Source organism: Actinosynnema sp. NPDC049800 (genome assembly GCF_040656635.1).
Classification (GTDB): Bacteria; Actinomycetota; Actinomycetes; order Mycobacteriales; family Pseudonocardiaceae; genus Actinosynnema.
In genome coordinates, this window is sequence record NZ_JBFAMT010000009.1 from 103134 (window position 1) to 127432 (window position 24299).

General features: G+C 63.5%; 29 protein-coding genes. 13 read left to right on the plus strand and 16 right to left on the minus strand.

What is annotated here, in order from left to right; all coding sequences use genetic code 11:
* Positions 1-45: 45 nt before the first annotated feature.
* The gene (locus AB0I91_RS13730) at positions 46-1155 is read right to left on the minus strand and encodes a hypothetical protein (protein ID WP_499636978.1); all 1110 of its coding nucleotides are present in this window, start codon (positions 1153-1155) and stop codon (positions 46-48) included.
* 249 nt (positions 1156-1404) lie between these two features.
* On the opposite strand from AB0I91_RS13730, the gene AB0I91_RS13735 reads away from it, so the two are divergent.
* Positions 1405-1668, plus strand: a complete 264-nt coding sequence (locus AB0I91_RS13735) for a helix-turn-helix domain-containing protein (RefSeq protein ID WP_499636980.1) — start codon at positions 1405-1407, stop codon at positions 1666-1668.
* 34 nt (positions 1669-1702) lie between these two features.
* Here AB0I91_RS13735 and AB0I91_RS13740 read toward each other — a convergent pair whose 3' ends face one another.
* From AB0I91_RS13740 to AB0I91_RS13780, 9 genes are all read right to left on the minus strand, one after another.
* Positions 1703-2467: a hypothetical protein gene (locus AB0I91_RS13740; RefSeq protein WP_499636982.1), complete on the minus strand. Its 765-nt coding sequence runs from the start codon at positions 2465-2467 to the stop codon at positions 1703-1705.
* Complete coding sequence (locus AB0I91_RS13745; RefSeq protein WP_499636984.1) at positions 2464-3972, minus strand: toll/interleukin-1 receptor domain-containing protein; 1509 nt, start codon at positions 3970-3972, stop codon at positions 2464-2466. The genes AB0I91_RS13740 and AB0I91_RS13745 overlap by 4 nt, the downstream gene beginning before the upstream one ends.
* Positions 3973-4113: 141 nt before the next feature.
* Positions 4114-5430 (minus strand): ApeA N-terminal domain 1-containing protein, encoded by a 1317-nt coding sequence (locus AB0I91_RS13750; protein WP_499636986.1) that lies wholly within the window; start codon positions 5428-5430, stop codon positions 4114-4116.
* Complete coding sequence (locus AB0I91_RS13755; RefSeq protein ID WP_499636988.1) at positions 5430-5789, minus strand: histone-like nucleoid-structuring protein Lsr2; 360 nt, start codon at positions 5787-5789, stop codon at positions 5430-5432. Before AB0I91_RS13755 ends, AB0I91_RS13750 begins: the two co-directional genes overlap by 1 nt.
* A 116-nt stretch (positions 5790-5905) precedes the next feature.
* On the minus strand, positions 5906-6109 hold the full coding sequence (locus AB0I91_RS13760; protein WP_499636990.1) for a hypothetical protein: 204 nt from the start codon (positions 6107-6109) through the stop codon (positions 5906-5908).
* Positions 6110-6211: 102 nt separating this feature from the next.
* Positions 6212-6805 (minus strand): DUF6461 domain-containing protein, encoded by a 594-nt coding sequence (locus AB0I91_RS13765; RefSeq protein ID WP_499636992.1) that lies wholly within the window; start codon positions 6803-6805, stop codon positions 6212-6214.
* Positions 6793-7419 (minus strand): NucA/NucB deoxyribonuclease domain-containing protein, encoded by a 627-nt coding sequence (locus AB0I91_RS13770; protein ID WP_499636994.1) that lies wholly within the window; start codon positions 7417-7419, stop codon positions 6793-6795. The genes AB0I91_RS13765 and AB0I91_RS13770 overlap by 13 nt, the downstream gene beginning before the upstream one ends.
* A 238-nt stretch (positions 7420-7657) precedes the next feature.
* Positions 7658-8098, minus strand: coding sequence for a hypothetical protein (locus AB0I91_RS13775; protein ID WP_499636996.1), 441 nt, complete (start codon positions 8096-8098; stop codon positions 7658-7660).
* 89 nt (positions 8099-8187) lie between these two features.
* Positions 8188-9174: an MvdC/MvdD family ATP grasp protein gene (locus tag AB0I91_RS13780; RefSeq protein ID WP_499636998.1), complete on the minus strand. Its 987-nt coding sequence runs from the start codon at positions 9172-9174 to the stop codon at positions 8188-8190.
* 391 nt (positions 9175-9565) lie between these two features.
* On the opposite strand from AB0I91_RS13780, the gene AB0I91_RS13785 reads away from it, so the two are divergent.
* Positions 9566-10237 carry an NBR1-Ig-like domain-containing protein gene (locus tag AB0I91_RS13785; RefSeq protein WP_499637000.1) on the plus strand — a complete coding sequence of 224 codons (672 nt, stop codon included), beginning with the start codon at positions 9566-9568 and terminating at the stop codon, positions 10235-10237.
* Positions 10238-10252: 15 nt separating this feature from the next.
* Here AB0I91_RS13785 and AB0I91_RS13790 read toward each other — a convergent pair whose 3' ends face one another.
* Together AB0I91_RS13790 and AB0I91_RS13795 are read right to left on the minus strand one after the other, a co-directional pair.
* Complete coding sequence (locus tag AB0I91_RS13790; RefSeq protein WP_499637002.1) at positions 10253-10975, minus strand: 5-formyltetrahydrofolate cyclo-ligase; 723 nt, start codon at positions 10973-10975, stop codon at positions 10253-10255.
* Positions 10976-10992: 17 nt separating this feature from the next.
* On the minus strand, positions 10993-12165 hold the full coding sequence (locus tag AB0I91_RS13795) for an NsdA family TPR-like regulatory protein (RefSeq protein ID WP_499637004.1): 1173 nt from the start codon (positions 12163-12165) through the stop codon (positions 10993-10995).
* 360 nt (positions 12166-12525) lie between these two features.
* On the opposite strand from AB0I91_RS13795, the gene AB0I91_RS13800 reads away from it, so the two are divergent.
* The 5 genes from AB0I91_RS13800 (at position 12526) to AB0I91_RS13820 (ending at position 14971) form a co-directional block, all read left to right on the plus strand.
* The gene (locus tag AB0I91_RS13800; RefSeq protein ID WP_499637006.1) at positions 12526-12726 is read left to right on the plus strand and encodes a hypothetical protein; all 201 of its coding nucleotides are present in this window, start codon (positions 12526-12528) and stop codon (positions 12724-12726) included.
* 2 nt (positions 12727-12728) lie between these two features.
* Positions 12729-13115 (plus strand): recombinase family protein, encoded by a 387-nt coding sequence (locus AB0I91_RS13805; protein WP_499637008.1) that lies wholly within the window; start codon positions 12729-12731, stop codon positions 13113-13115.
* 5 nt (positions 13116-13120) lie between these two features.
* Positions 13121-13438 carry a hypothetical protein gene (locus AB0I91_RS13810; RefSeq protein WP_499637010.1) on the plus strand — a complete coding sequence of 106 codons (318 nt, stop codon included), beginning with the start codon at positions 13121-13123 and terminating at the stop codon, positions 13436-13438.
* A gap of 91 nt (positions 13439-13529) precedes the next feature.
* Entirely contained in the window at positions 13530-13652 is a 123-nt protein-coding gene (locus AB0I91_RS13815; protein ID WP_433268962.1) for a hypothetical protein, read from the plus strand.
* A gap of 107 nt (positions 13653-13759) precedes the next feature.
* Positions 13760-14971: a JmjC domain-containing protein gene (locus AB0I91_RS13820; protein ID WP_499637012.1), complete on the plus strand. Its 1212-nt coding sequence runs from the start codon at positions 13760-13762 to the stop codon at positions 14969-14971.
* On the opposite strand, the gene AB0I91_RS13825 is transcribed toward AB0I91_RS13820, so the two are convergent.
* From AB0I91_RS13825 to AB0I91_RS13835, 3 genes are all read right to left on the minus strand, one after another.
* A complete protein-coding gene (locus AB0I91_RS13825) occupies positions 14952-15779 on the minus strand; it encodes a hypothetical protein (RefSeq protein WP_499637014.1) in 828 nt (275 codons plus the stop codon). The genes AB0I91_RS13820 and AB0I91_RS13825 overlap by 20 nt on opposite strands.
* Positions 15780-16027: 248 nt before the next feature.
* Positions 16028-16489 (minus strand): hypothetical protein, encoded by a 462-nt coding sequence (locus AB0I91_RS13830; protein ID WP_499637016.1) that lies wholly within the window; start codon positions 16487-16489, stop codon positions 16028-16030.
* Between the two features lie 473 nt (positions 16490-16962).
* Positions 16963-17319 (minus strand): hypothetical protein, encoded by a 357-nt coding sequence (locus AB0I91_RS13835; RefSeq protein WP_499637018.1) that lies wholly within the window; start codon positions 17317-17319, stop codon positions 16963-16965.
* Positions 17320-17465: 146 nt separating this feature from the next.
* Between AB0I91_RS13835 and AB0I91_RS13840 the strand changes: the two genes are divergently transcribed.
* Positions 17466-18626: a hypothetical protein gene (locus tag AB0I91_RS13840; RefSeq protein WP_499637020.1), complete on the plus strand. Its 1161-nt coding sequence runs from the start codon at positions 17466-17468 to the stop codon at positions 18624-18626.
* A gap of 5 nt (positions 18627-18631) precedes the next feature.
* Here AB0I91_RS13840 and AB0I91_RS13845 read toward each other — a convergent pair whose 3' ends face one another.
* Positions 18632-20266 (minus strand): hypothetical protein, encoded by a 1635-nt coding sequence (locus AB0I91_RS13845; RefSeq protein WP_499637022.1) that lies wholly within the window; start codon positions 20264-20266, stop codon positions 18632-18634.
* Between the two features lie 321 nt (positions 20267-20587).
* On the opposite strand from AB0I91_RS13845, the gene AB0I91_RS13850 reads away from it, so the two are divergent.
* From AB0I91_RS13850 to AB0I91_RS13870, 5 genes are all read left to right on the plus strand, one after another.
* The gene (locus AB0I91_RS13850; RefSeq protein ID WP_499637024.1) at positions 20588-21409 is read left to right on the plus strand and encodes a hypothetical protein; all 822 of its coding nucleotides are present in this window, start codon (positions 20588-20590) and stop codon (positions 21407-21409) included.
* Complete coding sequence (locus AB0I91_RS13855; protein WP_499637026.1) at positions 21406-22506, plus strand: hypothetical protein; 1101 nt, start codon at positions 21406-21408, stop codon at positions 22504-22506. Before AB0I91_RS13850 ends, AB0I91_RS13855 begins: the two co-directional genes overlap by 4 nt.
* A complete protein-coding gene (locus AB0I91_RS13860) occupies positions 22503-23204 on the plus strand; it encodes a hypothetical protein (RefSeq protein WP_499637028.1) in 702 nt (233 codons plus the stop codon). The genes AB0I91_RS13855 and AB0I91_RS13860 overlap by 4 nt, the downstream gene beginning before the upstream one ends.
* 208 nt (positions 23205-23412) lie before the next feature.
* Positions 23413-24006, plus strand: a complete 594-nt coding sequence (locus AB0I91_RS13865; protein WP_499637030.1) for an MT-A70 family methyltransferase — start codon at positions 23413-23415, stop codon at positions 24004-24006.
* Positions 23999-24196, plus strand: a complete 198-nt coding sequence (locus AB0I91_RS13870; protein ID WP_499637032.1) for a hypothetical protein — start codon at positions 23999-24001, stop codon at positions 24194-24196. The genes AB0I91_RS13865 and AB0I91_RS13870 overlap by 8 nt, the downstream gene beginning before the upstream one ends.
* Positions 24197-24299 lie beyond the last annotated feature (103 nt).

Below are 24299 nucleotides of genomic sequence, written 5' to 3' on the forward strand. Positions count from 1 at the left end.
GCCACTTCACGCCGCACCTCCGCTGCCTGAATCTGTCGGCTGGGCCTACGGGACCGGGTCGAACTCCTCCTCGAGCACCCACACGAACGCCACCCCGGCCCGCGGCAGCATCCACCCATCAAAGCTGATGTTCACCGTCTTCGGCTCGTCGCTGCGCCGGGAGTGTTCGACACGAGAGATCTGGCTGCTGGCGAAGAAATCGAGCGTGTTCATCCGTCGGATGCCCGCCTGGCCGTAGTCGAGCTGGACGTGGAAGCCCTTGGTTGGCCTCGGCAAGTCGAGGTACAGCAGGTGGCCGTGGCGGAGGACGAGTGCACGGTAGGTGTAGGCCACCGTGATCTCCTCGCTGCTGTGGGCCTCCCTGCCCAGGTCGACGGTGTAGAGCTGGGCGCCGGTGCGCTCAGTCCGACGCACCTTCCGTGGCTTGCCGTTGACCGTGACGCTGGTGAGCTCGAAGACGTCCGGGTCGGCGGCATCCAGGCCGCTCGACGGGTCGAAGTGCCACACGGAAGTGACGGCTTGGTCGCGCAGCAGCTCGCGGTACTCGGCGGGGTCGGAGACGCAGGAGAAGCGCATCGTGCTGGTGGCTGGCCGCGCCTTGTACTCCCAGCGAATGGTCGCAACGAACATCGAGTCGTTGGCGGTCGCCGGTCGTCCGGTCCACGGGTGGAGGGCGATCGTGGCATCGACGTCGCGCCACCGCTCAGGCGCGTGGATGACTTGATCACGCAGGTCGGCGTAGAGGTCGTGCGCCAGCGCCTTGTCCTTGAGCCGCAAGGCAATAGCGTTGGTGGCCACCTTGTCGAGGTGATCGTCGGAGGCGACGTCCTTCAAGGTGTTGGGGTCGAAGGCCAAGGCGTCGAGCACTGCGTCGCGAATGGCGGGCGCCTCGGCTCGCACGGCTTCACGGAGCCCTTCCTTCGTGTGCTGGTCGCCGAGCTCGCGGTCCAACAGCTCGAAGAAGAAGCCAACGACGCCGATACCGAACAGTCCGGAGCCGAGTTCGGTCAACGGGATGGGGATCGGCAGCGCCGCAAGAAGATCAGCCACCGGCGGCCACTTGGCGAAGATGAGGGTCACGAGGCCACCAGCAGCAAGGAGCACAGCGACAAGCTGGGCTTTGGTCCTATAGAGCTGGCGGAACGACGTAGCCATGCAGCTTCATTGTACCAAGTTTTGTCGTAGTGTTGAATACGTAGACGACGGCCCTGGGTGCTACAGACACCCAGGGCCGTCGCTTCGTAGTCATGGGTAGCTGACTCAGATGCCGCCGCCACCACCGCTGAGCGCGATGCGCATGACTCACCCCCTCGAAGATCGCTGGCTGACCGCTGTTGATCTCTCGCGGCCGAGACACGACCACGATATCCGATTTTGGGATATTGACAAGCTGCGCAGTGCCCTATGCCAGTGGACAAGGGCATCACGGCCGAGGAGTACCGCCGCTTCCGGGCGCTCCTCCGGCAGTTGCGCTTGGAGGCAGAGCTGACGCAGGTCGAGGTGGCGGAGCGCCTGGACGAGCCGCAGTCGTTCGTGAGCAAGTACGAGTCAGGCGAGCGGCGGCTGGACGTGATCGAGTTGCGCCAGGTGGCAGAGGCGCTGGGGACGACGCTGGCCGCGGTGGTGGAGCAGCTTGAGGAGCAGCTGGGCAGCGGATCGACGACTTGACCGAGAGCGTCCCTGTACCACGATAGACGTCTACCTAGCGGCCAGGCTTTGTATCACTAATCCGCGGCGGCTCCGACCTTCGCCATTCGAGCGCCTTCACAAAAGTCCATGGCTGCTCTGCTGAATCCTCCTCTTCACCCCTCCTCTCGACCGAAATGACAGATATTGTCAACTTCATTCGGTCGGCATCGGCATGCAGTGGCATCTTCAGCCGAACATGCCACTCCTGGCTCGGGTGAATCTGCTCGCGCGTGGCAGTTTTATACAAGGGCTCTGACTTGAACGGTCTTCCCTCTGATTGCAGCCAGTAGATCCCGTTCGCAGTCAGGTTGGCATTGCACTCATTGGGTCCGGCGTCGTAGCGAAGGCGAACAAGGCAGTAGCCTCGCTTTGGGAGGTCCAAACTGGCCACCCACTTCGGCGCACGCTCCTCGTGATGCTGTGCTTCAATAATGGCAGCCATGCGACTGTCAGCGTCTGCCGATCTTTCTGCCGCTCGTGCCGACGTCGCTGCCGACCCAGCCGAATCGCGCGCTATCGCAAGTGCATCGCGGGCGATCTGCGCCGACACTTCCGCTGCTCGCGCCGATCGGCGCGCGAACCAGATGCCGACAATAGCGACTGCCACGGCACCGAATGCGATCCAATCGCTAGCGTCCATGGAACCAAGCACCGCATTGTAGGTTCGCACAAACAGCGGACCGAAGATGAGGATCGTTTCCGATACGCCGATGGTCATGAAGGCAACACGGCGTACGACCCGCACGTGCGGAGGAACCGATTCAACCTCGCGCTTCATCGAGAACGCGCCATACGCCGGAATCCTTCGGCGTAGTCCTCCGCCGCCGCAGTGGCTCTTTCAGGCCGTCCGCCAAATAGACCTGCCGTCAACGGCGCCCAAGACGCTCCTTGCGTCTCGATCTCAGCGGTAATATCCGCGAGGGCCCCGCCCCCATACCGTGCGCGCCATGTCGATCGGCCGAACCAGTATGAACGCTTCGCCCACGACCGCTCAGGATCAGATCCGATCCGACCATTCCAGATGTCTTGCGAGAGCAAGCCGAGCAACACTTCGGTCCTGTCGAACGCCTCGTCGTACACTGAATCATCCGCGTACTGGTCCATAAAGTGCGGCCGGAGGATGACATGTAGCCACTCCGCTACTGGTGTCAAGGTCCGAGTCGCTTGGTTACTGGTGAACATGTTGTAGACGGCGCGCGGGTCTTCACCGGTCTGGGCAGCTCGCGCAACAACGTTTGGAAGCAGGTCTTGCCACTCATCGAAGACGGTCCAAACGTGCTCGACTTGCATGAGAGGGTCACGCCCCCCTCCATGTTCACTTGGCAAGGTGATTTCCAGCAGGAGCCTCTTCAGATTGCCCCATTGCCCATCTCCCATAGCGGCCAAGGCTGCAGTAAACGTTGCGGTAAAGGCTGGAACGTGCCGCAGCTGCAGCAGTGCGACGTTGCCACCCATCGACTTGGTGGCCTCGCCTGCGATCGTCCTCAGTGCCGTCACCCACGGTGCAAGTGACTGCCCTTCGCCCCAGCGAGCAGCGACTTGCAGAGAGGCACAGAAAGGTTCGGCAAGCTTCCAGTAGTCCGCGGTAACCTCAGCGCAGCGTACTACATGCTCACCGTTCGTTCCGCCCAGCCGGTCGGTCGGAAACCGCTCTCCATCTCGCATTGCCGTCGAGATTCGTTGCGCTTCGTCGGTGATGAGGTCGTTCAACTCGATGCGCTTGGCCGGATTAAGAATCATGTCCTTAGTCAGCTGGCGAAGCTTGGCCAGCCGGTCGGCGTCATCGGCTTCCTCGATCGAGGCCCGCACTGTCGCCGGGTCAAGGCTGGTGGTCCCCATGGCCTTGCTGATCATGTTCGTCAGGCTGACCAAGTTGGGGATGTACTTCTTGCCGAAGAGATCGGCATAGTGGAGGTCACTGAGGGTTCGGCCTGCGCCGAGGTCCCACGCGGGGACCTCCACGTCATCGAAGCGGACAGGGATCAGCCACGTCGCTCCGGGTGGGTACAGGCGGAACTCTTCCGCCGCCAGGGTGAGTTCCTCGTTCATGTACGACTTGGGCTTCGCCTTGGTCTGCTCAGAAAAGCAGGCTAGGAAGACGAGAGAGCCGGAACGGATGGCGTCGCGGATCTTCTGCTTCCACTGGTCGCCCGGAGCAAGCGCCGTCTTGTCTCGCCAGTAGGGAATGTTGGCCGCCTCCAGCGCCTCGCACAGCTGGTCGACCTTCTCAGTGTCTTCCCGCACGTAGGACACGAAGACGTGCTTGGCCTCGTCGCTCGGCATGACGGGCAGCGTACTGCGGGGGTCCGACAGGCTCGACGCCGCTCAAACAAACGTGAGACGTTGTCACACGCTTGATCGCTTCACTCCATCAGGCGAGCGTGGTCGCCAGCGCGACAACCAGTCGGCGGAGTGCTGGCCGAGTTATAGGAAGCTCTGAATCTCCTCCGCCTCGAACAAGAACCGCTGCGACTGCACTAGACGGTTGTAGACAGCCACAGGTGCCTCGGCCTCCCGAAGCAGGCACAGGACGAAGAGCCAGTAGGCAGCCTGCCCGACGTAGTGCATCTCGGCCGCCTTGACACCGGGGTAGCGCGCCAGGTGGTGTGCGATGTCGTCGCGGTAGTCCTTTGCCTTCGTGCACCAGACGGTGACGTTGTCAGCGCCGACCAACTGCTCGAACGGTGCGCCAGCGTGGCCGGCAAGTCGCTTGAGTCGGGTCAGCAACTTGGTCTGGCTACCACCGAAGCGCTGCCGGTCGAAGCCTTCGAGCGTGGCCATCCTGCTGATCACGATGTCCTGCACGATGGTGTCCTTGGCGTACCGGGTCATCATCATGCGGCTGAGGAGCTCGCGGTACTTCTCCGCAACGACCATCCAGCGCCCCACACCCTCGATGCCGCCAAGCTCCGCGAAGGTGAAGAGGAAGTCATCCCTGCGCCGAGGAACCCGCTCCTCCTCCGGCTTCACCCGCCACTGGCTGTAGAGCCGAGCAGGGCGCTCCACCATGCCGCCATTGGCAGTCGGCCGGTTCCACGCCTCCTGGTGCAGGAGGATGCCACCGAACGCTGCAGACCGTTGGGTGGCGATGCTGACAAGGTCCTGGAGGTCGCTGGCGTAGTCGATAACGTCAGACAGCAGGCGCCGCCTCCCACAGTTGAAGCGGGCGAAGACGTTCTGGCTCATGTGCATGGCAGTGATGTCCCCGACCGGTGGCCGGACGACGTGGCGCAACTCCAGCTTCCCGAAGGACAGCTCGACGGTTTGTGGCTCATGGAGCACCCCAACGATGCGCCGCTCGATCACCTTGCCGCCGTGCTCGTTCTCGGTGGTCCACTGGTTCGTGATGCCGGAGATCTTCGTCCACGTGAGGAGATAGTCGATCTCGACATCTACCATCTCGGCCTCGATGGCCTGGTCCTTATCGAACCAGGCGTCTTTGACTACTTGCCCGACAGAGAAGCCCTGACGTCCGCCGCGGCCCCACGTCTGCCTCTCGTCTACACGCAGGCAGCCGTCGAGCGTGTATCTGTTCTTGTCGTCCTCGCCGAGGATGCGGCTGTAGTCCCTGGTGCGTGCCTTCTCGAAGAACAGGTTCTCCTCCGTGAAGCTGCCGATGAGCTTGAGCGAGCCGCCTTCCGCGCTGCTGAAGGTCAGGATGCCCGGCACCTTCTTGTCCTCGGCGCCGGGCAACCAGAATTCGCCGTGTACCTCCAGGTCGGGCTCGGCGGCGGAGGTCATCAGCGGTGCGCCGCCTCGAACGCCTCGATGACGCTCGCGGGGATGCGCCCGCGGTCGGCCAGCTCGTGCCCGTTGCTGCGGGCCCACTCACGGATGGCCTTGGTCTGCTCCTTGTTGCGGGCATCAGACGCAGGTCGACGGACATTAGGAGCGCCTGCAGCGCCGCGCTTGGCTCGACCACCGGTCTTGCGCGCCGCAGTGACGAAGTCGGCCAGGGCGTCGCGAAGCTTGTCGGCGTTACCTGGCTTGAGGTCGATCTCGTAGGTGACACCGTCGAGGCCGAAGGTGACGGTCTGGCCATCCTCAGCTGGCGTGCCGTCGAGGTCGTCAATGAGCTGGACGAGAACTTTCTGTGCCACGAAGAGCCTCACTAGTGATCAGCGCAGTTGTCCGGACTAGCAGCCTAACGCTATCAAGCAAGGATTGCCGGTACACGGGCAATTTTGAGATGCGAGCTTCTGCGCTCACAAGACGCCTACCAGCCCCACGGGTACTGCTCACTGTGCCGGTCGAACGCCTCGTTGAGGTCATGGTCTGTGGCGGCTGCATCCACATGTACCGACGATAGGTCCGCGATCCCAGCAACATCGAGCACCGAGAAGACGGCATGCGTGATCGTGGCGTACTGCTCGTTCGGCAGGTCCGCCGGGAGGGTCACCCGAAGCTCACGAGGGTTCACGGTTCGAGTGTCTTGGTAGACCCATGGTCCAGCAATCGCCCGATCGAGCAAAACGAATATTTGCGCGCATTTATTCGTCGTGACGTCTGGGACCTCCGCCCATCACGGCAGACGTGCGCCCTCAACACCTTCCAGCAGCACGTCTGGATCGGGGATGCGGTACGTCGGCAGCTTCGTCGCGAGCCACGCCTGGTCGAACGCCACGCCAGTCCGCTCCCCGGCCGCGGCCAGCGAGGTCGCCCGCAACTTCCCGATCGCGAAGGGCACCTCAGCAGCCCAAGCTGGCACTAGGTCACCCAGATCATCGGCATCGACGCGCATGGGGTCGAAGGAGGCGGTCACTGTGCCGTCCTCGGCCTCGGTGACGCGGAACAGGCCGTTGACGTTCCAGTGCACCGAGAAGAAGGTGGCGCCGCCTGCCGAAGCGCGGCGAGCGATCTCTGGGACGGTGCCGCTCCAGCCGTTGTTCTCCAGGGCGATGACGCTCGTCTCGTGCTCGAAAACCTGCACGTAGAAGCAGCCGCGGTCATCGAGGGCGGCGTCCTCGGCCTCGATGGTGGTCATGAGCTGGCTCTTGGCTGGGTCGCCGCCATAGACGCGAACGACTTCCTGCACCGTGGAGCGCTGGATGACGGCGAAGGTCATCACCACGTCCTGATGCTCGATCCAGTCGTAGGAGTCGATCAACTGGTGCATGACTGGTCCTCGGCGGTGTCGCTTCCGGCGTAGGCGCTGGTAGCGATCTTCTCTGGGTTGGTGATGACGACGATGAAGGCATCACCCTGCTGGATGTTGGCACGACGGTACTCCTGGCGCAGCGTGCCACCCTGGCAGTTCTGCTCCCGGAGGGGGACTTCCTCGGTGCGGACGTTGGCCCACTGGCCGCCCTCGACGGTGGAGGCGAAGGCGTACTCGTCGCAACTGCCGTCGGAGAAGGTCTTGGTGAACACACCCGAGCCGCAGACGGTGTTGCGCTTCGTTTGGTCGGTGCCGGGGGCGTCCTTGTGCAAGATGGCTGGCTTGTCCTCCGCCCACGCGAGCTGGATGTTGCGCGTGATGTAGGGCATCTTCTCGGCGCTGAGCTGGACGACCTTGAGGTCGTCGCACTGCCTGTCCTTCAGGAGCTGATCCGCAGTGCACTTGTCGGTACGCGGCTTGACGGCGGGGGCAACGACGTAGCTGGTTTCCGTCGCGCCGCCGAGTTCCGGCAGTGCGTCCTGCACGGTGTCGAGCAGCGTAGGACCAAACAGGATGACGACGGCGCAGACGACGATGATAGGTAAGAGGCCGGTGAAGCGGGTCTTGGCCACGATGAGGGCTCCCGTGTGGATGTCGCAGGGCCTTGCCAGCTTGCCGCCACACGGAGACTCCCGCAGCAAGGAGCCACCCCAGTTCACCCATATGTCCGTTATCTGTCGGCTGCCGCCGCAGCACCGAATGCTCTCAGCTCGTTAGGGCAACTGACTGCCTTCTCATAGCTGAATCGCATACCGCACAAAACTTACAGGGGAATTGGCGATTAGAAGATGAGTGGCCCTGTATAGGTCATCACGAGGCTGATGCGAGTGCCGCCTCAATCTCGGCAAGAGTATTGAGGCCAAGCTCAATGCGCTCACTATCGGTACACTTACCGTCGACGGGATGAAGATGCAACATGCCCGAATTTTGATCGCGAGCAAATTGAGTTCCGTAGTACTGTGGCCGCTTCGACAAGATGCGACCTCTATCGAATATTGCGGCGCTCAACCAGCGTGCTTTCGGATGCGCCTTCTTGATAGCTACTTCAACAAAAAGATTCGCCATATGCATGTCTCGGAGAGACGTTCCATGATGCATTACCATGGCCAATTCAAAGGCGGCACGCGAAGGTAGGACACGCCTTCGGCGCACGAGCATCCGTGCAAAGACTCTCCGCTCGACATCACCTCGGAAGCCAGCGCTGCTGCTCTGACCGACTACAAGGCGTTGATGCTGATCGTTACGGTACATGCGGTGAGATACTCGTACCAGTAAAGGTTTTCTTTTTGGCATACCACCCTTCAGTCTAACATGCTAGGTGACGAAAGTGGCAATAGTCCTTAACGCTGCACAAGGAGCGTAAGATGCCTTGCGAAATTTTCGGCAATACCCAAGCCGGGTATCGCTTCTTCCAGCCAGAGCCATGCGCCATGCGGATTGGACTCCAGAAATACGAACTTCCCGCTTTCGTCGACAATAAAGTCGCTGGCCGCGTACTCAAGACCCAAGTCGGCCATGAAACGGGACAGGGCGGTACCTACATCAGACGGCAGGTGCCAGGTCCGGTAAGTACACTCGCTCGTAACAGGTCGCCAGTCGGGAACATCTCGGGAGCCGATCGGTTTGTCAATCCTCACCGCGAAGTGTCGATTGCCAATCGATGTCACTCGTAACTCGAAACGACCCTTCACGTAGGGCTGAAATTGGCAAGGTGTGGTCGCGACGTCCGTCAGATCCTTGCGGTCCTGTTCGGTCAGCAGCCTTGTGAAAGCAAACGATCTATTAGATGAAGAGTCTTGCTTCGTTATCATAGGGCTGTGCAAGCTCTTGACTACGGCATAAGGTTCCTCATTCAACCAAGCTTCAGAGACGACTGGATCGTTTGATACGAAGGTCTTCGGAACATGCAGTCCGGCAACTTGCGCCATAGCATACTGGCGCGGCTTGTTAGCGGCCTGACGTGTCGACCAGTACTCATTTATCCAGGCATTAGGGCGAATCAGGTTGAGCATTCCTTCGAGCGCCTGTTCAGCCTCTCCGAGGCAAAACTGGCGATACCTATCTGGCAGCCCTTCGGGCAAACCTGGTGCTCCAAGGCGACGAAACCATACGACCTGCGGCCGCGAGATGTCGAGCACCTCGCGGCCTTCAGTCAGCAGGACTTGGCAATCTACTGCCAGCGGCGACAACGAGAGTCGACTCTCGCGAGGAAACCGATCGACATCAAACCGAACGACTGACAGGCTGCGCGGCAACTTACCTAGCACCGCATCGATATGAGGGTCGATTGATGTTCCGATCACGAGAATGTCGACGTCGCGCTGCATCAGGTATCGTTGTCCTCCGTGCTGGGGTTGTTGGTGCTTGTGTCCGGGTTGCGCATGTCCGTACTGCCAACGGGTACGGAGCTTTGAACGGCCCAACGAGCAAGCAAAGGCCGCGGCTCCGCGTTCTCGTCGGGCAACATCGATGCGGTCATGATCACCTCCTTAGAGCTGGTAGGGCTTGCATGGCCACTATCAAATCGGACGAACTGGCATCGGCGTTACGTGCACCCGCGAAGAAGATCGACAATCAGACGTATGCGGTTTGATCTAGCCAACCTACTCACCGAGTGCAGCGCGTATACGTCACAAATTCACCCCTGCCTGGTTCACTTCCAGCTCGACGGTACAAACGGCGCTGGTAGTTTGGCGATCTCCAAACGACGATGGACGCATGACCGTCCCCAGCTCCCGTGTCGTCCTTGGGCACCAGCTCCGCTTGGTCCGTGAAGCGGCAGGAGTCAGACTGGCCGACATGGCCAAGCAGCTCGGCAAGAGCGTTGGCCACCTCAGCAACGTCGAGGCCGGTCGGGACAGCGCGAGTTGGGACATCGTCGCCCTCTACGAGGAGCGCTTCCGCGCCGACGGCCAGCTCTGGACGGCGTATGTCGAGGCCCAAACCAGCCCGCGACCACCACAACGGGGGGCAGGCGCGGCTCCGAGCTATCCGATTCCAGGCGACGAGTCCACGTTCATCGCCGACGTCACGATCCCAGATGGCACAGTGATGCCCCCGAAGTTCATCTTCGAGAAGGTCTGGCGGATCAAGAACACAGGATCGGTGCCATGGGTCGGCCGACGCCTCGCAAGGGACGGTGCGGCTGGCGGCTACGGCGTACCGCACTCACCAGCCTACGTCACGATCCCGGACACCATGCCAGGCGAGGAAGTGGACATCAGCGTGCCGGTGCGCTCGCAGCCGCTCGAGGGCACCTCGCAGGCACGATGGAAGATGGTGGACGGACATGGCTGGAAGTTCTTCCCGAGCCAGTACCCGTTCGGACTATTCATGACCATCGTCGTCCGAGAAGGAGCACCGCCGCCCCGTCTGCGGAGACTCGCCTGAGCAGCCACAACCACATCACGCTCCAAGCCGCCGCCGCGCCCCCAGCACCGGAATCGCCGCCACCTTCTCCGCTGGCAAGTCCTCCCACAGCAAGCCCGTGGGCCGCCGCGGGTTGCCGCACCGGATGACCTCCTCCGGCGTCACGATGATGTCCACGCTGAAGTCATGTGCCGTCTCGGGCAGCTCGTCGTCCACGACCTGGAGCTGGTGCACCGTCGTCACGATCGTCGTCTTCTCGGAGATGAGCCCGGCTTCCTGCAGCAGCGCCACCTCGATGTCGGAGTAGCCCGCGCCCTTGCCGAGCCGCACGCCGTGCCGGTTCACGGCCACGCTGCCGCACACAATCAGGTCTACGGGCTGCATGGCGTCAACATCAACCTGGCGGCCGAGCTTCACCGCGGTGTGCCGCACCGACACCTCCTCGGGTGTCACGGTCAGCTCTGCCGGGTCGAGCAGGATGAACGGCTTCGGCTCCGCGAGCTTCGGCACGGCCATGTAGAGCAGCTTGCCGTCGTGGAGCGCCTGGGCCCGGACCGGCTCCTGTGGCGTGTCGGGAACGGCCTTCACCACACTCGCTGCACGCCACTCGGGCAGTTCAGCCAGCCGGGCGGCGGCGTCATCGGCTCCGAAGAACGCCGGGATGCGGCCGTGGACACCTGGCGGCACGGCATGCTCGCGTTCGAGCAGCGACCACACCTTCTCGCGTGCGGCTTGCTTCGCCTGGTCGACGTCCGCCACCTGGTGCTCCCTAGGGTTCAGCGCGTAGCCATCAGGGTCATGACCCGGTCGTAGACATCTTGCACGCTGGGTTCACGACGCCACGGCTGCATTTCGCGGCAGGCGTCGAACAAGATGTTGAGCCCGCCACCGCCCCAGGTCGCCTCGATGACGTCCATCGCGCCGTGCAACGTGCCCGCGGCTTCATCGAGCTTGGCTTGGCGGATGTAGGCCAAGCTGAGGTTGCCAAGCACGATGGCCTGCGACTTCGAGCGGTCACGGAGCTGGGCTGCAGTGGCGTGGAGGATGGGTTCAGCCTGCTTGGCCCGTCCCAGGAACAGATAACAGGAACCAGCCAACCGGCCGTGCTGGGTGGGCGAGAACAGTTCGATCGCCGCGTCGTCCTCGTCGATCTGCTCGAAGCAAGTCTCGGCGTCACCAAGGGCCTGTTCGCACTCGGCCAGCTCGCCTCGCATGGCGTGGGCTTCAGCCGCATGGAGCACGGCGAGGCCGCTGAGGACGTGGCTTGTGTCCGCGGTCGTCTCGGCTGCCTGGCGCGTGAGGGCGAGCCCCGTGTCGGGGTCGGTCTCCCCGTAGAGGGCGACGTAGCTCTTTCGCAGCAGGGCCAGCCCTTCGGCCGCAGTGTCGTGCACCTTCCGAGCAGCAGTGACCGCTTGGTCGAAGTACCGGTGTGCGGTGGCGTGGTCACGGCGCTGGGAGGCGTCCCACACCAGCTGGCCCATCAAGATGGCGCTCTCGGCCTCCACCGCGCTGAGCTCGCGGCGAATCCGCTGCGTCTTGGCGTGGCTCGAAAGGAACGTGACCTGCCCGAGCGCTTGGCCGGTCTCGGCCAGCAGCGACGTCGAAGGCGCGCGGTCATAACGCTCATCCAGCTCGTGAACACGTTCCCGCAGTCGCGCCACCGCTGTGAGATCGACACTGCCGGGATGCTGGAGCGTGTAGGCAAGGCGCTCGTCTGGTTCGCCGTCGTCACGCTCGACGTCAACGAGCAGCGCTTCAAGCCCGTCCGGTGAGACATCGAGCAGACGAGCCAGCTTGGGCCGAAGCCACGGCTGTGGCCCGTCCCCGGTGACACCGCGCTCCCAGCGCTGCACGGTCTTGGGGTCGACGCCGAGCGCTTCGGCCAGCGACTCCTGACTGAACCCCAGTGACTTACGGCGCCTCGCCAAGCTTCGCCGTCTGGCTGCCACGTCGGTCTCCCGCCGATCTGCCGTTGTTCGTGCAGGTCATCGGGGTCGATGTCCGGTTTCTGCCCTGATACCGCCCGGAGGACGCCCTGTGTTCGACCCGCTACGTCCGGTTGTCTGAGCGTACGGCCACCAAGACGACCCCGACAACGGCACTTGAGTGCCATCGACTAGCCCCAACGTTCCCCACCGGTCCCATCCCCACCCGCTTGGCCACGATCTTCGGCTCGGTCTCCACCGAGCAGCCGAGATCCCCAGACCGGCAGGGCCGACGACGTTGCGCCCCCGACGCCGTCGTCGGCCCTGCCATCCACCTCCGCTACCGATCACTCAGGCGGCAACCCCATGACCAACCTCGCAGCCGTGATCCCCCTCCAAGGCAAGGACATCCTCGGCGAGAGCGCCGCGTCCACGGCCGACGTTCCGGAACCAGCCACCCTCTACTACCTGACGGTCATCGCATTCCTGCTGCACATCGACGTCGACGGCTCGTGCCCGCGGTGCCGTGAGGTGTGGCCCTGCAACCACCTGCGCCGCGCATACCGGCTGCGGGAGGCGTTCTAGCCATGCTGCCCGCCAAGAAGGAAAAGCCCGCCATCCAAGGAGGGGCACTCAAGGTCGTGTATGGCTACCTGCTGGCCGAGCAGCCGGACGAACTGGAGATCGTGGCCTGGCAGCGGGAGATCCGGCACTTCTGCCGCACGCGCGGTCTTGTGCTGGCCAACGTCTTCGTTGACCGAGGGCCGCTTGGCGACACGGTGCAGCGGCCCGGTCTTGGTGGCCTCCTGAACGTGCTTGCCATGCCGGAGACGTTCGGCTTCGTCGTACCACACGAGGATCATCTGGGGCGCTCGAAGCAGGCGCTCATGGTGCTGGCGCTGCGGATCTCGCAGACGCAGGCGCAGATCGTGGTCATGAGCCAGCACCAGGACGACACGTCGGTGTGGTGGTAGCGCCCATGTTCGAGGACGACCTCACGAGGCAGCTGCTGCGTGAAGCGCGCTTCGCTGCGCTGCCACTGCTCGACGGCGACGGCGTGTTCGCCGGGCTGCATCTTCACCGCGCCACACCGGGCGGTGTGGTCGACGTCATCCAGGTGTGGCCGGGCGAGCGCGAGCTGTACCACGCGGCGCACGCACGGGTGCAGAACACATTCAGCAGCGACGCGCCGTTCGCGCCGCCTGCTGCGTTGGTGCGCGTCAGCGGTCGTCTCGGCGACATCGCGGGGGCGCTGCTGCTGCCGCCCGGACAACGCCTCCCGGTTCCGCCGGAGTAGCGCCGCGTACTAGCGGCCCAAGCCCAAGACCAACCCCTTCAGCCGTGAGGGGGTGGATCAAGCTCGAGATGAGGAAGGAGGTGATCACGCCATGGATGAGTCCGAACTGGGACTGGTGGTGCAGGTCGAGCGCACCCCGATCGTCCAGAACCGCACGGAGCTGCAGGCGTCGGACGGCGCCGTCGGCGACTCGGGTGAGACCCGCGACCCGTAGGCCGTAAGACCGCTCCTCCATGTACACCCACCCAGGAGCAGAAGGGGCTCCGCACAGCACGACGCCGCGGAGCCCCTTCTGTCATGAAGAGATAAGGACACGACGCGATGGATCATCAGTTGGTTCGCGGCATCGAGGAGGCCCTGGGCTGGATGGGGCCGGGGTTACTGGGTCGGGAGTTCGCCCGCGGCGCGCTACCCGACCCGGCGCTCGGCTCGCAGCTGCTGACGCCCGAGAAGTTGCTGGACATCATCATGCGGCGGAGCCTGACGGCGTCGCGGCTGCGCATCCTGCAAGGTGGCCGCGACCTGCACCCGAACGCGTTCATCTCGACGAAGCCCGTCCGGCGCTCCGAGGGCGTCCCGATGGTGGACATGGAGCGGCTGGGGCGGCTCATCCAGGAAGGCGCCACGCTGGTCCTGGATGGCGTCAACACCTACGACCCGACATTGGAGGTCGCCTGCCGGGCCCTCCAGTGGTGGACGCACGAGCTGGTGCAAGTCAACACTTACCTCACCACCGGAGATGCGGCCGGGTTCAACCTGCACTGGGACGACCACGACGTACTCATCGTGCAGGTGGCCGGGCAGAAGTCGTGGGAGGTGCGGGGTCTTAGCCGCCCGGCACCGATGTACCGCGACGCCGAGCCGAACGTCGAGCCGCCGGAGGAGATCGTCTGGAAGGGCACTATGCAGCCGGGCGACGTCATGCACATCCCCAGGGGCTACTGGCACCAGGCGACGCGGGAAGACCGGGGCGACGGCTTCAGCCTGCACCTGACCTTCGGCTTCCCTCAGCGCACCGGCGTGGACTACTTCACCTGGCTGGCTGACCAGTCGCGGCGGAGCGAAGTGTTCCGGCACGACCTCGCCCGGTGGGACTCGGTGCACTTCAGGGGCGAGCAGCAGTTCGCCCTCACGGACGCCGTGGTGAAGCTGGCCGCCACAACGAGCGTGGACGACTTCCTCGTGGCCCGCGAGCGGGAGATGCCGCCGAGCAGGCGCATCGCGACGCACGGCGTGTTCGGCCCGCCCACGGCGGTGGTCTGCGTGACCGAGTTCGCGCCGCACCTTGAGGAGCTGGACGACACGGTGGTCCTGGCCGCAGCCGCCCGGCGGATCGAGTTCGGCAAGACCGCGCTTCCGGCGCTGAAGTTGCTGCTCAGCGGGAGGCCGATGTTCCCGAGCGAGGTGGCGGCCGAGACCGGCGTCGATGCGGCGATGCTCGCCGAGGTCTTGGTCGAGGAGGGCGTCTGCGCCGCACTGACGCCGGAACTGGCCTCGGGCTACCAGGGCGTGCTCACGGACGAAGGTCGCTAAGCAGCCTCTCGGCGTTGTCACCAGCGAGCGGCACAAGTTCATCGGCGTAGCCGGGCGGGTAGCTCAGGATCTCGGCGCAGTGGTAGAGCTGCGCGAGCTTGCCCGTCCGGCTGTGCAGATCGTCATGAAGCGCCTCGAAGACGCACTCAGCCAGCTCGGGCACGGCGAAGGAGGAAGCCCAGAGGTTGGCGGCGTCCCAGCCACGCGGGGCCATGCCCCAGTCCTCCCAGTCGAGGAGGTAGCAATTCGGGGCGGTGAGGTTGGCCCAGGCGAGATCGGCGTGGGCGGCTCGCCACTCGGTGACCGAGGTGTCCACAGCTGGGAACAGCTTGTGGATGGTCGTGGTGACGCGCTCCTGGGTGACGGGGTGGAGATGAGGCGTCGCGGTTCGAGTCGTGGTGTGGGCGGCGAGGGCCTGCATAGAGCTCCCGAACGTCTCCCACCACGACTCGGGCAGGTCGGGGTTCTGCTTTAGGGTGCCTCCGGCCTTGATGGGCTGATCCGTGATGAGCTCGGTTTCGTCGGCGCGCCACATGACACCAAGGTCGTGGTCGATCCAGGACACGCCTTGCAGCCAGGCGGGCATGGCGACGCCCTGGAGCACGGCGGCTTGTTCGAGGCCCCAGCCCTGCCCGTTCATCCGCGCCAAGTCTTTGACTTCGATGCGGACCCAGGTGCCGCGGGTTGTGGCGTAGCCGAGGGAGCGGCGTTTGCGGACTTCGGACGCTAGGTCGAAGTCTACAGCGAGGGTTTGCTGAACACGGGCGACGACTGCTGCGGTGGGGGTTTTGCGGAGGTCGGGGGACACGATAAGAACGTAGCAGAAGTGGAGTGTCTCACCAGCTCGCCTGGACCGATGTGCAACGTCACCTCGATACGTATTGCGGCTCACCGATCGTCAATCGCTGCGTAGTGACGTAGTTGTCACATCAGGAGCGAAGATAGCGTTGCAAATACTCCTGCTCTGAGTGATTGATAGAGCAGGTCAACGCGGTCCTGTAGATCGCGGTGGCAGTAGTCGTATCTCGTCGGTGCCATGCGGCTTCCAGATGACTGTCAAGTCGTCGGCCGCACTAAACCGAGGAGGTGACTCGCTCGATGAGCGAGCAACCAACGACTACCCCCACAGGTACCGGTCAGCTTCGGACGCTCGCCGTCCGGATCACTGAAGATCTGCGTGCGCAACTTGATGTCCTGGCGCAGCTCACCGGTCGCACAGCAACCGAGGAAATCCGGATGGCCTTGGAACACTGGATTGAAAAGACTAAAGCAGATCCTGTGATCCTGCGTAAGGCGGCAGCCGCTAGGGCCGAGATCGAGCGCGATGCGCAAACCCGCCAACGGGCTATCGCTGCGATCTTCGGTGGCGATGAGGCTGCGAAGCCTGACTCTCAGGCTGACGAGGTTGCCGCGGGACGCCCTGCGCAGCGCCGAGGCAAGCCTGCGGGCGAGTAGTACCAGCTTCGAGTTGTCGAAGCCGACCGCGAGGCGGGAGCCCACTTCGAACGTGCTCAGCAATGACCACAGACTCGAGGTGGTGCTCCCGCCGGTTTCACTTCATCCGGCGGAGCGCCAGCTTCATGTGCTGATACTGACACCTACCCAGCCCACCGACGAAGATTACTTCTCTTCGGAAGCAAGTCGCTCCATTGCGTCGTGTGCCGCCCTCAACTCGGCATCACGGGCTTCCTTCTCTTCTTGTTCTTTGCCCTTGTCGCGAGAACCCATCGGGTACCTCTCTGGTCAGGCCGCCGAAGCGGCTGCGAGAGGTGCGCGCACCCAATGGGAACGTTAAGGACCATGAAAACGCCGAGTCCAGAAAAGTAAAACAGTCCGCCAAAGGTGACGGAAAGAACAATGAAAGGAGGTGCAAAGGAACGGCTGGTAACCAGCCATCGTCGGGTTCAGTCAGGGGTTTGCCCGCTCTCTGAGAGAGCGGGCAGGGGTCGACCGATAGTTAGGGCATCTACAACTGGTAGGCACGAGCCTCGCTAGCCGAAGTTGCCTCGCCGAAGTTCATCCTTGATGCCGATGAACGTGTACGGGTCGAAAATCTCGCCGTAATAGGGGTCATCCGGGTCCGTGCGGGCAGGGATACCCCTCGGCAGTGTCAGGTACTGCTCGCCTCGACGGTGAGCATCGAGTACCTTTGCAAAGATAACCGCGACGGCTGCTTGGAAGATGTGAAAGTCGCCGGAGCAGTGCTCTACTGCTTGCCCGCCTTCGGTCAGCCACGTGTAGAGCACTTTCTCGACGGACATGTCAGCGGCAAGCGGCTCCGGGAAGGTATCCCTAACGAAATATTCGAAGAGCACAACTGCGCTGCTGATGTAGCGTGATTCACCCATGTTGACCTCGATCGCTTTCGAGGTCGACCCCAGATTAGTTGTAACAGGACTTTATTGATCAGTCAACGATGTGCTGATCTGAACGGTCGCATAGCGGATGCGCCGATCGGCTCTTGCTAGGCTCGCCCATCCCTTTGGAGGCGGAGATGAACGACGAATGGCAGCGAGACGATCTGGTCGATCAAGTCAACATGATCATGACCGTCACGTCGGGGCCGAGCAAGCCGCCCAGCTACCACTTTCCGCGAGCCCATCTCATCCACGACTCGATCATCAAGGCACTGTCGATCCATCCGGCCAGAACGGATGAGAAACGAGGGGTGGTTGTATCGACCTTCCTCAGGGAGGCTACTGAGGCCCTGAGGGCGAACAGATCCCCCAAGGATCTGAACTCAGCGCGTGAACTTCTAGGGTTCAGTCGGTACGCCGATGTTGAAATCGAATCGATCATCAAGCGGCACAAGGCAACGCTTCCGCCTGCAAGTGACTACACGCACGACTCTAAAGCGGTAAGACTGCACCTTGCAAAACTCGAACAACTTGACGAGCCTGCACGTCTAGCTGCAATCGAGACCGAGAAACCACTCATTATGGACCATCGGTCCGCCCGTGATCATCAAAAAAAGAGATGGGCTCCGCTCGTAGTTGACGCACTCCATGATTTTCTCTACGACGAGAAGTATCGGGATCGCGCACTTGCGGTCGCCCGCAAGCTTGAGTCGATAGTTCCGAACCGCACTAAGCGTTCCATGCGGAAGCTGATTCTCTGGGCGGCCGCTGGGGCAGTAGCAGTAATTTTCACAAGTCTCATCGCCTATATGGCGTCCCGCCCAGATGAGCCTACCTTGGATGAGTCAAGAGCGACAGAGCTTGAGTCTCGCTATGACGGCAAAGACCCTCGCGGCCATAGCGGCGCGGACAGTAAATGTGCTGACCCGCCCCCCAGTCAGGAAGTCTCGGCAAGCAAGCCTCCCGTGGTTGACCCCGAAGGAAAGCAGGTCGGCCATGTTGAACTGCGAGCATCGCCCATCTGTCCTGTTGTTTGGGCGAGAGTTCTTTGGGGCGGTGACGCCAGCGCTACGTATCAGATCCCGGCGGGTTGGACGCTGCATATCGTAAGCCATCGGCCTGAGACGAAAACTCGCGTGGACTTCCCTGAACCGTCGAATCCAAGCCCTGTACCCTACGGGCTAGGAGCCATGCTCGCGACCGCTCGCGGCTGTGTGTATGTCGAGGTTTACTTTTCGAACGGAGACCAGAGCACTGCGTCGGCTAAGACTTCATGCGTCGTTGCACCTACGAGTTAACGAGGCTATTTATCTCGGCGTGTCCAGCCATCCGCGATAGCTGGATAGACCTTGGACGCAAGACCAGCTACAAGCTTCCTGTGCTGAGCGTCGACTACCTCCCAGCCTGGAGCAGACGGCCGCGCGCGGAGGAGCGACTCTGGGGTAGTTCGGTACATCTCGGCGGTTCGGCGGCCATCCGCGTCCGTCATAAGCAAGGCCCAGTCACTGGCGTCGAGCGCAATGAGAGCCGGTAGCGGTGCCTGGCGGTTGCCGAGCGCTGTCGCGACCGCGACTCGGTGCTCGGCCAGGAACTGGTACTCCCACCGAAGGATGTTCAGGAGCGACCCACCACCCACTTCAGGAGGCACTGCGATCGCCCGCTCGTACGCAACCAGGACAGGCTCGCGGTCGCCGACCGTGAACTCGCGCAGGATGCGTGCCGTTAGGCGAGGGACCGCAAGCGACGTCGCCGTCGATGTCAGCAACCCAACGCGCTCGAGGCGGAGTACAGCTGCTCGTAACTGCAACTCCGTGGGAGCGTGACCGAGCTTCCGCACGATCTCGACGACCAGCTCGGTCGGGCGCTCACCAGAGTTAGCCGTCCAGACAACGGTGATCAAGATCGCGTTCGCGAGAGCGTCCTCGTGGACGGCGCCGTAGAGCTCACGCACGATCGACGGCAAGCTCCGCGGTGCGTCGATCACCTCGGCCAGATCTTCCAGCACTTGACTCGCTCCCTGGATGATCTCGCCGAGAAAGGCGTTGGCGTCCACTGCTGGCTGGCCTGAGAGGTAGCGAACGACGTGGTGCATCGACTCAACGTGCCCTCCAAGGACTTTGGCAAGCCTGTGGGCGGTCTCCTCGCCAACATGTGGCAGCTCTTGCCTGAGGTAGGCGGCGGTATCGCTGACCGTCACGTGCCCTAGCTGCCGGAACCGACCTGGCTCGGTCTGCAGCAGCCGCCTCGGAGCGGTGACGACGACCGGGACGTTGCTCCCGTGGGGAAGCAGCGCCGAGACGTCGCCTTCCTTCTGGGCGTCGTCGAGCACCAGAAGGCGAACGGCGCTGAACCGTACCGCCGTGGTCCGGAAGAGTGCCTGACAGCGGTCGTCAGACAGCGAAGTCGTATCGACACCCTCTAGCCGGAGGACCTGCCGTACGTCCTCCTCGAACAGCCCTCGCCTCCCCAGGCGGATGAACCCGAAGGCTCCGGAAGGTGCGATCTCGCTGGCGAACCGCTTGACGAGGCTCGACTTGCCCGCGCCGTCCAGGCCCCAGAGGGTGATGACTCCACCGCCACCGGCAAGGGCTTCTCGGTACGTCGCGTGCAACCACGCCAGCTCGTCAGGCCGCGGGATCACACCAGGAGCACTACCCGTCGGCGCGTCGGCTGACCACAACGTGCTGAGCGTTGCACGGATCGCGGCACTGAGCTGCTCGACGTACACCTCGCTGTGCTTGCGGATCGTGTGCCACGTCAGTCCGTGTCCACTTGCCTGCCCAGCAATCTCTTGCCGAACGCGGGTGCTTGCTTCCTTCGAATCTCTGGTCAGCCCAAAGACCTCTCTGATGACCCGCGTGCTGGTGATCGCCTCGCCAGGGTCTCCACGTCCAGCGGCGGGTTCCTCACCTGGTGAGGCCGTCACAGCCGTGAGCATCGCCCGAATGTGGTCTGGGCGAACGGGCGCCTGATCATCGATGTTGCGGACTTTGCGTGTCGCCCAAGCGAGCGCCGGCGGACAGTAGCGACGGGCAACCAGGCGACCAAACGGTGTTTTGCGCCAGACGTCCAGCTCCGCTTCGAGCGATGCGAGGGGATCGCCTTCTGCTGGCAGCACCGCGTCTGACCTCCCCACGCTCAGAGCGCACAAGCTGCTCACTCCCTGCTCATTCTACGAGCAACGTCAGGCCGAAGGTTGGTCTCAAGCCGGGCGGTACGAGCGGGTCCCGGCCCCGGTTAGACCAACTGGAGGAAGCTCATGTCGACCTACGTCTCCGTGACCCCACGGACGCTCTCTCGGCTCTGCACGGCAAGCCTCGTGACTGGGTTTGTGCTGGCTCTGCTCCTAATGTCGGGCTGCAGCGGTGGTTCCGCCCCGCGGGATGAGCTGGCCAACAGCCAGCAGCTCCTCGCCACCTGCGACCCGGCGTCGCCGCCCGCCTCGCTTGTGGAGATTGACGGCACCGGCTCCAGCGCGTCGGACGCCATCACCGCAGAGCGCATGGCGGCCGTCGAGTCCATCGCCACGCGGACGGCTGTGTGTTCCGGGCGCCTTCGGGTGTTGGTCTTCTCCGCCTCCAGCGCAGCCACGACGGTGCTGTTCGACGGTGAGCTCAAGATGCCTGGTGCCACGGACAACGCCCGTCTGAAGCGGGTGGCCGAGGCGGTCAAGGGCGTCATGGAGAAGGTGCGCGCTGGGTACGGACCGGCTACCGCCGCCTTGCCACAAGGTGGAAGCGACATCACCGCCCAATACCGGCTGGCCGCGGAGTGGACGCAGCAGCTCGGTGGTGCCTACAAGCTCGACTTGTTCATCCTGAGCGATGGCTTCCAGAACGTCGGCGTCGACCTTGGCGCGAAGCCGCTCGGCAAGGACGAAGCAGTGGCGCTCGCCGACCGGGTCGCACTGCCGGAGCTCGCAGGCGCGTCCGTAACGGTGGCTGGCCTTGGCCGGGTCGCCGAGGGCACGCCGCCCTCCTCGGTGGTGGAAGGACTTGTCCATTACTACAACGCCTTGTGCGCCAAGACAGCGGCGAGCAAGTGCCTGTCAGTGTCGGACTTCGCCACCGAAGGCCGGTGAGCCGCGTGATTCGCCAGCAGCGCCGCGGACACACCGACCCACAGCGTTCTGTGGATGCGTGGACACGAGAAGCTGACGCCGTCACGTTGCCGCGTGTCTCCGAGGTAGAGGCACAAGGCCGCCCTGGCACGGTCGGCACCGTATACAGCGAGTACGAGTACGGCGCCCTCGCCGACGAGCAGGAGCTGGTGTGGCCCGCCGAGGGTGAGAGTGCGGCTCGGCCGTACCAGGTCGAGGCTGAAGGCCTGACCTCAGCGGACACCGCCACCGCGTTCGTGCTTGCCGCGAGTGAGAAGGAGGTTCAGGAGGCCCAGGCCGACTACCAGGACGCCGTTCGTGTGCTCACGCCGTACATCAGGCGAGAGCCGGGCTCGAAGATGCGCTACTGGGTCTGCTGGCCGCTCTTGATCTTGGGCGACATGGCGGGTGTCTGGTCGGCGGCCGTCATAAACGGCGACATCCCGTTCATTGCCTTCTGGCAGGCACTGGCATCAGGCGTTGCCGCGGGTTGCGCCGGACTCGTTGGTTCGGAACTCAAGGATCTCCGGATGGCGCAAGCCCGTCAGCGCGACCCGGAGTCGCTTGGCAAGGACGAGCAGCGGTACTGGCGGCTGTTCACCGGCGCGGGCAAGGGCATGGCGTTGGTACGGCTGGTCGGCTTGCTCTCGTTGCTCGTAGTGGCACTGCTCGCGCTGGGCATCGCCACCCTCCGCAGCGGCATCGAAGGCATCGAGGCCGGTGTCACGTTCGGCTTGCTCGCGGCCGCCACGGCGCTCGGGTCGGGACTATTGGGCTACGCCGCTGCTGACGAGGTGGCCGATCTGGTCGGCACGATGGAAAACCGGCTGCGCCGGGCAATCAAGCGGCACCTCAAGCTGGCGTCATCCCCAGCTCCGCGTCAGCGTGCACGCGCCTTGGAGGAAGCGCGATCGATCAAGAGCGAGTACCAGCTGCGTGGTCAAGGAGCTGCCAAGCGTGTCGAGTCCCTGTCCTGGCGAGTGCAGCGGAACAACACACATGTACTGGGCCACGGGTTCCCCGCGGGTGAGCCCAGCGGAGTTATCGGGCGGAAGGCGCGACGGGGTGACCGGTCATGAACCAGCGACCGACGGTACTTCGAAGCACCCTGCTTCCTGCGCAGCTTCTTGGAGAGGTCGGCTTGGGTGACCGGGTCGGCACACCCGACCCGGTCTATCAGCTTGGCGACGCTGGCCAGCCGGCGCCGTACCCGACCCTGCTCATCGCCGTCTCCGACGACTCGGGTTCCGTGACCGGCAGTGGCGGCAATGACCCGGTGGCGGCACGGTACAGGGAGATGGAGCGGGCGTTCGTCAGCGTGACGCGGGCTGGCGTCGCCCGCGAGTTCGGGGCGGTTATCCACTTCGATGTTGGGAGCGACGCCGATGTTGCCCCGGTCCGGCTCATCGGCCGTGGTCTTCGGCGGCTGCGCCGAGGCTTGCGGACGCCACAGAGCGCAGCGGGGTCAAGCGAACTTGGTCCGAGCTTGCGCAGGGCCGCCGCACTGGCGAACGCCTACCAGGACCACGAGACGACGCTCGTCGTGCTATCAGACTTCGAACTACTCGATCCGGACCCCACGGCGACCTTGTCCGATTTGGCGAACTTCCCCGGTCAGGTGCATGCCGTGGTGCTGGGTGCTCAGCCGCGGATCGCCCTGTTCGACGACCGCATCGCGGTGACGACGGTGCGACCGGAAGATCCACCCGGTGCGGTAGCCAGAGTACTGTTCTCGAGCCTCGTCGCTCACCGGCCGGGAAGCCGTGCCTCCCTGTAGTTCATTCCACAACGCAATTCGCTGAGCGATGCACGCTGCCCAAAAACGGGAGAGAACAGCGGCAGGCGGTCGTCGGTTCGCTCGATGCTTCGGGCGACGGTTCGAGCGAACCGACGGTTCCCCCCTTGGCGTGGATGTCACATATCTAGATCCAGTGTCGAACACGCACCCCAGCAGTCGCTCGGTCAAATAGAAAGGAGTCTCATACGTGAACCAAAACAGCAGCAGGCCCCCTAGCCCTTCCGGGCGGTTCCGTACCGTCCTGGCGGACCCGCCGTGGGATATCCAACAGCAAGGCGAACGCGGTGCCGCCCGCCACTACAACCTCATGAGCCTGAAGGACATCAAGGTCATGCCGGTTGGAGACCTGGCGGCACCGGATGCGCACCTCTGGTTGTGGGTCACCAACGCCACGCTCCGCGAGGGCTACGACGTTGCCGAGGCGTGGGGTTTCACCGTGCGCAGCCCACTCACGTGGATCAAGTTCCGGATGGGTCTGGGGAAGTACCTGCGTAACTCCACCGAGCACCTGCTGTTCGCCACGAGGGGCCGCGCGCCGGTGAACTTCCGCAGTCAGCCGACGTGGATCAATGCGCCAGTGCAGGAGCACTCGCGAAAGCCCGAGGAGCAGTACGCCGTCATCGAACGCATCTCGGACGGCCCGTACCTGGAGCTGTTCGCCCGCAGGCGACCACCGTCCAATGCGGACTGGGCGGTGTGGGGCAACGAGATCGAGTCGGACATCTCCATCCCCGGCTACCCCGTACCGAGCTACCGCAGCGAGGTGGACGGCCGTGGGTGACGAGAAGGCACCCCGTCCCGTCGAGCGGCTGTTCCGGGCCAGCCTGCTGGCGCTCGGCTCGGTGATCGCCTTGCACCTCGCGGTCGTCTACTTGAAGCCCATCGTGCCGTGGCTTGTCGGTGGTGCAGTGCTCGCAGTGTTTACCTGGGCCGTCACGGCCTTCATCCGCTGGCGGCGATCGCGCTGGTGACTGCTTCACTCCGCAGGGGCAGAGCGTTGTGGAATTAACAATCATAGTTGACGAGCCGGCAAATATCGGTCATAAGTTGATCCGGAAATTATCTGTTGCGTTT

What these genes read in the sequence shown, in the direction of transcription:
- AB0I91_RS13820 (WP_499637012.1), top strand. Translation starts at nt 13,760, where the DNA reads ATGGATCATCAGTTGGTTCGCGGCATCGAGGAGGCCCTGGGCTGGATG.
- AB0I91_RS13805 (WP_499637008.1), top strand. Translation starts at nt 12,729, where the DNA reads ATGCTGCCCGCCAAGAAGGAAAAGCCCGCCATCCAAGGAGGGGCACTC.
- AB0I91_RS13775 (WP_499636996.1), bottom strand. Translation starts at nt 8,098, where the DNA reads ATGTACCGTAACGATCAGCATCAACGCCTTGTAGTCGGTCAGAGCAGC.
- AB0I91_RS13845 (WP_499637022.1), bottom strand. Translation starts at nt 20,266, where the DNA reads ATGCTCACGGCTGTGACGGCCTCACCAGGTGAGGAACCCGCCGCTGGA.
- AB0I91_RS13730 (WP_499636978.1), bottom strand. Translation starts at nt 1,155, where the DNA reads ATGGCTACGTCGTTCCGCCAGCTCTATAGGACCAAAGCCCAGCTTGTC.
- AB0I91_RS13765 (WP_499636992.1), bottom strand. Translation starts at nt 6,805, where the DNA reads ATGCACCAGTTGATCGACTCCTACGACTGGATCGAGCATCAGGACGTG.
- AB0I91_RS13735 (WP_499636980.1), top strand. Translation starts at nt 1,405, where the DNA reads ATGCCAGTGGACAAGGGCATCACGGCCGAGGAGTACCGCCGCTTCCGG.
- AB0I91_RS13850 (WP_499637024.1), top strand. Translation starts at nt 20,588, where the DNA reads ATGTCGACCTACGTCTCCGTGACCCCACGGACGCTCTCTCGGCTCTGC.
- AB0I91_RS13810 (WP_499637010.1), top strand. Translation starts at nt 13,121, where the DNA reads ATGTTCGAGGACGACCTCACGAGGCAGCTGCTGCGTGAAGCGCGCTTC.
- AB0I91_RS13840 (WP_499637020.1), top strand. Translation starts at nt 17,466, where the DNA reads ATGAACGACGAATGGCAGCGAGACGATCTGGTCGATCAAGTCAACATG.
- AB0I91_RS13750 (WP_499636986.1), bottom strand. Translation starts at nt 5,430, where the DNA reads ATGACCTCCGCCGCCGAGCCCGACCTGGAGGTACACGGCGAATTCTGG.
- AB0I91_RS13860 (WP_499637028.1), top strand. Translation starts at nt 22,503, where the DNA reads ATGAACCAGCGACCGACGGTACTTCGAAGCACCCTGCTTCCTGCGCAG.
- AB0I91_RS13745 (WP_499636984.1), bottom strand. Translation starts at nt 3,972, where the DNA reads ATGCCGAGCGACGAGGCCAAGCACGTCTTCGTGTCCTACGTGCGGGAA.
- AB0I91_RS13785 (WP_499637000.1), top strand. Translation starts at nt 9,566, where the DNA reads ATGACCGTCCCCAGCTCCCGTGTCGTCCTTGGGCACCAGCTCCGCTTG.
- AB0I91_RS13835 (WP_499637018.1), bottom strand. Translation starts at nt 17,319, where the DNA reads ATGGGTGAATCACGCTACATCAGCAGCGCAGTTGTGCTCTTCGAATAT.
- AB0I91_RS13780 (WP_499636998.1), bottom strand. Translation starts at nt 9,174, where the DNA reads ATGCAGCGCGACGTCGACATTCTCGTGATCGGAACATCAATCGACCCT.
- AB0I91_RS13740 (WP_499636982.1), bottom strand. Translation starts at nt 2,467, where the DNA reads ATGAAGCGCGAGGTTGAATCGGTTCCTCCGCACGTGCGGGTCGTACGC.
- AB0I91_RS13815 (WP_433268962.1), top strand. Translation starts at nt 13,530, where the DNA reads ATGGATGAGTCCGAACTGGGACTGGTGGTGCAGGTCGAGCGCACCCCG.